Annotated in this window: 5 protein-coding genes and 1 pseudogene; 3 read left to right on the plus strand and 3 right to left on the minus strand. The window is 68.9% G+C overall.

Features of this window, described 5'->3' with window-relative positions:
• Positions 1-538 (plus strand): helix-turn-helix domain-containing protein (locus FNH09_RS43350; RefSeq protein WP_338017858.1); only part of this gene is annotated, 538 nt, incomplete at its 5' end.
• Positions 539-886: 348 nt separating this feature from the next.
• Positions 887-2,068 (plus strand): annotated as a pseudogene (locus FNH09_RS43355) (IS1380 family transposase); the annotation flags it as partial.
• A 169-nt stretch (positions 2,069-2,237) separates the two neighbouring features.
• Here FNH09_RS43355 and uppS read toward each other — a convergent pair.
• A complete protein-coding gene (uppS, locus tag FNH09_RS43360; RefSeq protein WP_162469979.1) occupies positions 2,238-3,092 on the minus strand; it encodes a polyprenyl diphosphate synthase in 855 nt (284 codons plus the stop codon).
• A gap of 909 nt (positions 3,093-4,001) precedes the next feature.
• Between uppS and FNH09_RS43365 the strand changes: the two genes are divergently transcribed.
• Positions 4,002-4,259: a hypothetical protein gene (locus FNH09_RS43365; protein WP_152895371.1), complete on the plus strand. Its 258-nt coding sequence runs from the start codon at positions 4,002-4,004 to the stop codon at positions 4,257-4,259.
• Between the two features lie 227 nt (positions 4,260-4,486).
• Here FNH09_RS43365 and FNH09_RS43370 read toward each other — a convergent pair whose 3' ends face one another.
• Together FNH09_RS43370 and FNH09_RS43375 are read right to left on the minus strand one after the other, a co-directional pair.
• Positions 4,487-4,858 carry a hypothetical protein gene (locus FNH09_RS43370; protein ID WP_152895372.1) on the minus strand — a complete coding sequence of 124 codons (372 nt, stop codon included), beginning with the start codon at positions 4,856-4,858 and terminating at the stop codon, positions 4,487-4,489.
• Positions 4,798-6,315: a hypothetical protein gene (locus FNH09_RS43375; RefSeq protein WP_152895373.1), complete on the minus strand. Its 1,518-nt coding sequence runs from the start codon at positions 6,313-6,315 to the stop codon at positions 4,798-4,800. Before FNH09_RS43375 ends, FNH09_RS43370 begins: the two co-directional genes overlap by 61 nt.
• Positions 6,316-6,495 lie beyond the last annotated feature (180 nt).

Below are 6,495 nucleotides of genomic sequence, written 5' to 3' on the forward strand. Positions count from 1 at the left end.
GGACGAGCGGGCTGTCGTTCGCCGACTGGCGCGGGTGCGGAAGGCTCCGCGGGATGCGGTGATGCGGGCCCGGATGATCGAGTTGAGCTGGTCGGGGCTGCGGGTGCCGACGATCGCGGTGGAGCTGGACTACAGCCGGAAGACGGTCCGCTGCTGGCTCCACCGCTTCAACCGTCTGGGTCTGCAGGGGCTGGATGATCTGGGTGGGCAGGGCCGTAAGCGGCGGATCACCGAGCACGAGCGGTCCCGGATCATTTCCCTGGTCAAGACTGTGCCGCCGGGGCGGCTGCGGTGGGAGCCCGTCGGGGAACTGTGGGCCTTCGACGAGTCCGGGCCGGCCGAATGGACGCTGGATTCCCTGGCCGCGGCAGCGCGGGCCGAGGGGATCGAGGTGGCCCGCTCGCAGGCGCGCCGCATCCTGCTCGCCGAGGGCGTGCGCTGGCGCCGCACCCGCTCGTGGATGCGGTCGAAGGACCCGGACTTCGTCCCAAAAGGACAAGGATCATCGGCCTCTACACCCAGCCGCCCGGCGACGTGACGGTGATCTGCGCCGACGAGCTGGGACCGGTGATCCCGCGGACTTTCCCGCCCGCACCCGCCTGGTCACCCGACGGGCACCGGATCAAAGCCGGACTCGACTACAGCCGCGGACCGCAGAAGACGTGGGTCTACGCCGGCCTGCGACTCCGACGGCCAAGCCCTGACCATCACCGCATCCCCCCGCAACAGCGTCTTCTACCAGCAGTTCCTGCAACAGATCGAGGACGCCAACCCGACCGGCCAGATCTGGATCGTCACCGACAACCTGTCCAGCCACAACAGCCTGTCCACCCGGACCTGGCTCGAGGACCATCCCCGCATCCACCACGCCTTCATCCCCGTCGGCGCCCTGGCGGTGGCACTGGGCGGGGACTGCCTCGCGGACGTCGCGATGCTGCGGTGTGAGCCGGCCGTCTTCGGCCCGGTCGCCTCCGACCCGACCATCTCCCGACTGATCGACACCCTCGCCGCCTCCGGTGAGAAGGCCCTGCAGGCCATCCGCTCCGCACGCTCCCAAGTCCGCCAGTGTGCCTGGTCGTTGGCCGGCAAGGACGCTCCGGACGCCGATGGCCAGGTCGTCATCGATCTCGACGGCGTTCTCGTGATCGCCCACTCCGACAAACAGGACGCGGCCCCGACCTGGAAGAAGACCTACGGCCATCACCCACTGTCGGCCTTCCTCGACCATGGACCGGGCGGAACCGGTGAGCCCGTTGCCGCCCTCCTCAGGCCGGGAAACGCGGGCTCGAACACGGCAGCCGACCACATCACCACCGCCCAACTCGCTCTGGCTCAACTGCCGAAGCACTACCGGCGGGGGCGTCAGACGCTGATCCGTACGGACTCCGCGGGCGGCACCCACGACTTCGTGTCCTGGCTCGCCAGGCGGGGGCGCTGGCTGTCCTACTCCGTCGGCATGGTGATCACCGAAGCGATCCACGAACATGTGCTGAAGGTCCCCGTTTCCGCCTGGACACCGGCCGTCGAGACCGACGGTGAGGTCCGTGACGGGGCCTGGGTCGCCGAGCTCACCGGCAAGCTCCTGGACGGCTGGCCCAAGGGCATGCGACTGATCATTCGAAAGGAACATCCCCATCCCGGCGCCCAGTTGAGAATCACGGACGCGGACGGCATGCGGATCACGTGCCTCGCAACCAACACCCCTGACCAGCCGATCGCCCAACTCGAACTCCGTCACCGGCTGCGGGCCCGGGCCGAGGACCGGATCAGGGCCGCCCGGGCCACCGGCCTGCGCAACCTGCCACTCCATACAACAGCCCAGAACAAGGTCTGGCTGGAGATCGTCCAGATCGCCCTCGACCTGCTGGCCTGGATGCCCATGCTCGCCCTGACCGGCAAAACCCGGCTCTGGGAACCCCGCCGCCTGCGATTCCGCCTGTTCTCCGCGGCTGCCCAACTCGTCACCACCGGCCGACGCAGGATTCTCCGTCTCGCCCAGCACTGGCCCTGGGCGGACGAGATCACCACCGCCCTTGAACGGCTCGCGCTCCTGCCCACCCCCGGCTGACCAGAGGATCGCCTGTCCCTACGAAAAGAGAGCCCAGCCCGGAGCAGTGGAACCCGGCGCCCACCCGACGCGACACTCGGTCCGCTGGCATGCCCACCATCAGCCACAGAAAGCGAAACGGTCCACCGACTCCGTCGGCGGACCGTCATGCAAGATCGAGGTTAACGAACTACCGGTAGTTGGGGAAAGGGTGTCCAGGAAACTGGTCTACGGCTGTTGCCTCAGAACTGGGGACCACATCCGCGCGGTGTCCACCCCGGGATGCGAATTCGAGGCATGCGCGCCAAAGGTCGCGGCGATCGAAGTCCGGCCACAGCACGTCCTGGAACACCAGTCCGGCATAGGCGCTCTGCCAGAGCAGGAAGTTGGACGTACGCTGCTCGCCGCTGGGACGCAAGAACAGGTCCACGTCCGGCATGCCCGGATAGTACATGTATCGCTGGAGGGTCGTTTCGCTGACCCTGTCCGGGTCGAGTCGGCCGGCGGCGACGTCCGCGGCCAGGGCCTTCACTGCATCCGCGACCTCGGCTCGACCGCCGTAGTTCATGCAGAAGTACAGGGTCAGGCGGTCGTTGCCCTTTGTCTGCTCTTGGGCGACCTGGAGTTCCTTGGCGACGGACTTCCAAAGCTTGGGCGTCCGACCCACCCAACAGACTCGGACGCCGAGCTCGTCAAGGATGTCACGAGTTCTGCGGATGAAGGAACGGTTGAAGTTCATCAGGAAGCGCACCTCGTCCGGGGAGCGCTTCCAGTTCTCGGTGGAGAAGGCATACAGGGAGACGTTCTCAACACCTATCTCGATGGCGCCCTGCAACACCTCAAGAACGCGCTCCCCACCCACGGTGTGCCCGTCGGTGCGGGGCAGGCCTCGCTCCTTGGCCCAGCGGCCGTTCCCGTCCATGACGATCGCCACATGGTTCGGAATGAGCTCACCGGGGATCTTCGGCGCACGGGCGCCCGACGGGTGGGGCTCCGGCGTCCTGTACTGACGGGACCGATGCCCGACATTTCCGTGTGCTGCCACGTGATGCGCGCCTCCATCGACCGCGAAGAGTCCGACTCGGCGAAGGTCGTGGGCCTGCTGCGCTCTAAAGGGCACCATTTTTCTGCTTGCTCAATACACCGGGGCACGCTCACATCCAGCATTCGGCCAGCAAGATCCGCCGGGCAGGTTGGGGACGTACCAGCCACCAGCAACTGCTTCCAGCAAGCATTTCTGAAGTGCACGCCGTGATCAATGAGTTTAGTTAGCCACTCAGTAGTCCCGCTGCCCCGCCCTCGCCTGTCCGACTGTAACTCGCGTCAGTGCCCCTCGCTCGTTCTGCATCGCGTGGTTGGCCCTCAAGGGCAACCAGCCGGGACGGTGCGGGCATGTTCGCGGAGCCCCGAGTGTCGCAGTGCTGGGCTCCCATTCCGGACGGCACGTTCCGGCTCTGGTTGTCCGTCCCGGTATACACGTTCAGACGGCATCGCCGGGTGAGGGCGTGCCAACATCGGACCGCCGACATGCGCAGATCAATCAAATGCGGGAGTGACCCTCACCGCCTCCGCGGGACAGATCAGGGAACCCGGCCCTGCTCGAACCATCGCCGAGCACACCCGGACTGAGCTACATAACAAGTAAGCACCAATCGGAAGAGTGATTTAAATAGTATTGCCCTTAACTGTCCCTATCCGTAGAGCGGTTTGAGACCCTCTCTTCACCACCCGGCCAGTCACTAGTGCCTAACATGTAGGTAACTGCTCTGCCTTCACCGTCGACTACCAGACCCGCAAGGCGCGGCCCGGTCCGTCACTCACCACCCCGGACAGGCCCCGAGCGCTTCCCTCGCTGCGCGGCGAGGGCCCCGTAAGGCAAACGCGACCGTTCGACGCGGCCAGCCACTGGCACGTGCCGCCGAAGCACCGAGGTGGAGGTAGATCCGTGTATCCCATGCCGGTTCGCTACGACAGCGAAGAGAAGGTCGGCCATCTCCTGAAGTGGGCAGCGGGCTGGGGCGACGACTCCCCGGGCGAGAGCCTGTGGTCGTACTCCCTCAGGCTCGGCGGTTCCCATGCCCTGCTCAACGGCTGGCTGAAGAACCCGAGGATCCTCGCCGCGCTCACGCAGGAGGAGCGGAGCATGCTCAGCGAAGCCCGCCGGAGATCGAGCGGCGTCAGAAGGGCAGCGCTGACCGCGGCGGGCGGCTGACTTCCGACAAAAGCGTCCCTCAGGGCCCGACCCCTCCGTCCACCGCCGGGCACACTCGCGGTGACCCCGCGAGCTGATCAGCCTCGGCGGCCGGCATGGCCGTACTCGCGGACCGGTTGTTTGCCGTGCCTGATCTCCCGTCGCCTCGCCTCGTCGGGAGTCAGGTGCAAAGGAGCCGCCACGGGGCCGGCCGGCGCCGGGCCGGCGCGCCTCGGCAGCGCGGCGAGCTAGGAACCCCCGCGCCGGTAGACGATCGCGTCGGGGCCCGTGCCGGACTCGTCCGGCCGTCCTGCGGCGTAGTACTCGTGGGAGCCGTCCTCCTCCACGACGATCAGCCCGCGGCGCGTACTGCGGGCGGCCAGGCGGGCCGCGCCGGCCGCCGTGTCCTGCTCCCAACGGCGTGCGGTCAACAGCGTCCTCGTAACCAGTGTCTGCGTCTGGCGCGCGGTGAGTTGGCGACTCAGTTCGTCCGGCACGCGGCCGCCGACGGCGCGGATCCGCGCGCGCAGATCCGGGTGGCGGGCGAACGCCTCCGACGCTACCGCCTCCAGCTCCTCGACATGGAAGACCGCCTGCCGGTCCAGCTCCAGGCCGCGCACCGACGACTCCTCACCGATCGCACCGCGCGCCTCATCGGCCAGCAGGCCGTCATCTTCACGGGCCGGCCGACGGCGGTCAGCCCCGATTCGAGCAGCGTGGTGCGGTAGCCCAGCATGGTGGTGCGGTCGAGATAGGGCGCCGCGCTGAGCAGCGACCAATGCCCGCCCAAGGGCGCGGACGTCGTACCGAAGTTCGCTATCCGGCTTTCGAGCAGGAGCGGCAGATCCCCTTCGTCCCTGCCTTCGGTACCCTCCAGCCGGAACTGCCACGAGCCGCCCGCCGCTCGGTCCAGCACCCTGCGGGCCATGTCGAGCAGCTGCGGGCCCTGCGTCACGTCGAGGGTCGTGTGGGGATGGGCCAGGATCGACCGGGGACGCGGTTCGAAGGTGACCTTGCTGTGCGGCCACGCCGTCCAGCCATTGCGTCGTTCCCAGCGCCATGGCGCGGGCGCCCTCCGCGGGCATCGGCACCGGCGGCTCCGCGGGCCGCGGGAGGGAGGCGGCGCCGGTGTTTCGACCGGCACGCTCAGCACCACCTCCCCCCGCCCCGCGGCGGCCTGCTCACCACCTGGGGCTCCCGGACCTATCAGCGTCCGGTCCAAGTCTGCGGAGACGAACGCCTGCGTGCCGAGCAGATGTCCGGAGGGCACGCCGCGCAGCCACTGCCGCGGCCGCCAGTGGCCACCGCTGTGGACCGTGAACCGGACGCCGTAGCGGTACCAGTCGGCGCCGCCCGTGGTGATCGAGGTGACCTCGTCCCCACCCGCCAGCGCGAAGCCGCTCTCCGACTCCGTGCGGCGGCCGTAGCGCACGCCGGCCGCCGCTGTCTCCGCCTGCAGCGGCATGCCGGCGGTCCCCTGGGCGCCGTCGCGCAGAGAGTCCGCGCCTTCGACGCCGACCTGCCAGCAACGCCCACTGCTGCGCTGCGCGCCGAGGCTGTCGCTGCGCGGCGCGCTGAAGCGGCCCCGCTGTTCCGTCCGCCTGCCGAGGTACTCTCCGGTGGTCAGCGCCGCCTGGACCCGGATCTCGATGCGCCTGCGCCCGAACGGGGTCCACTGGTCCACACCGATCCGCAGGCCGTTGTCCAGCATCGCGGCCAGGTTCGACGCCATGCTCTGGTGCGACAGCCCGGCGGACACCTCACGCGTGTTGTGCAGGACCGTCAGAAAGTGATCAGTGTTGCGCCATCGGGCGTTGCCCGGATACAGCTCGGCCAGCAGGGCCACCAGGTCCGGGTAGGCGGCGCCGAGTTCCCTCAGCACTTGGTCCGCGAAGGACCCGGCGCCGCGGCCCCGCTCCCCATCGCCCTGCGGCGGGTCGCCCTGCGGAAAGCTGATCTCGTGCACGCGGGCCACCCCGAGCGAATGCTCCGTGACGAGCAGCGGCACCGGCTGCCGCTCGTCCTGGCCGCGCAGGGCGACCTGCCCCGCCAGTCGCTGCGCCTCGCCGAGGGCCACCCGGATTCCTGGTTCTGGTGCCCGACCCGCGGGGGGTCCGTGGCCGTTGCTGACGGTTGTCTGTTCGGGTCGCCGCGGCCGCAGCGGGTGTCCTGGCCGGTGCCCGCTCGCTCACCGCGATCACGGAATGGATCAGCGACGTCCCCGTGTGGGCCTGCCGGATTCCCGGCTTCCCCACCG

This window comes from Streptomyces adustus (genome assembly GCF_009377175.1).
GTDB classification, from domain to species: domain Bacteria; phylum Actinomycetota; class Actinomycetes; order Streptomycetales; family Streptomycetaceae; genus Streptomyces; species Streptomyces adustus.

What these genes read in the sequence shown, in the direction of transcription:
- FNH09_RS43365 (WP_152895371.1), top strand. Translation starts at nt 4,002, where the DNA reads ATGCCGGTTCGCTACGACAGCGAAGAGAAGGTCGGCCATCTCCTGAAG.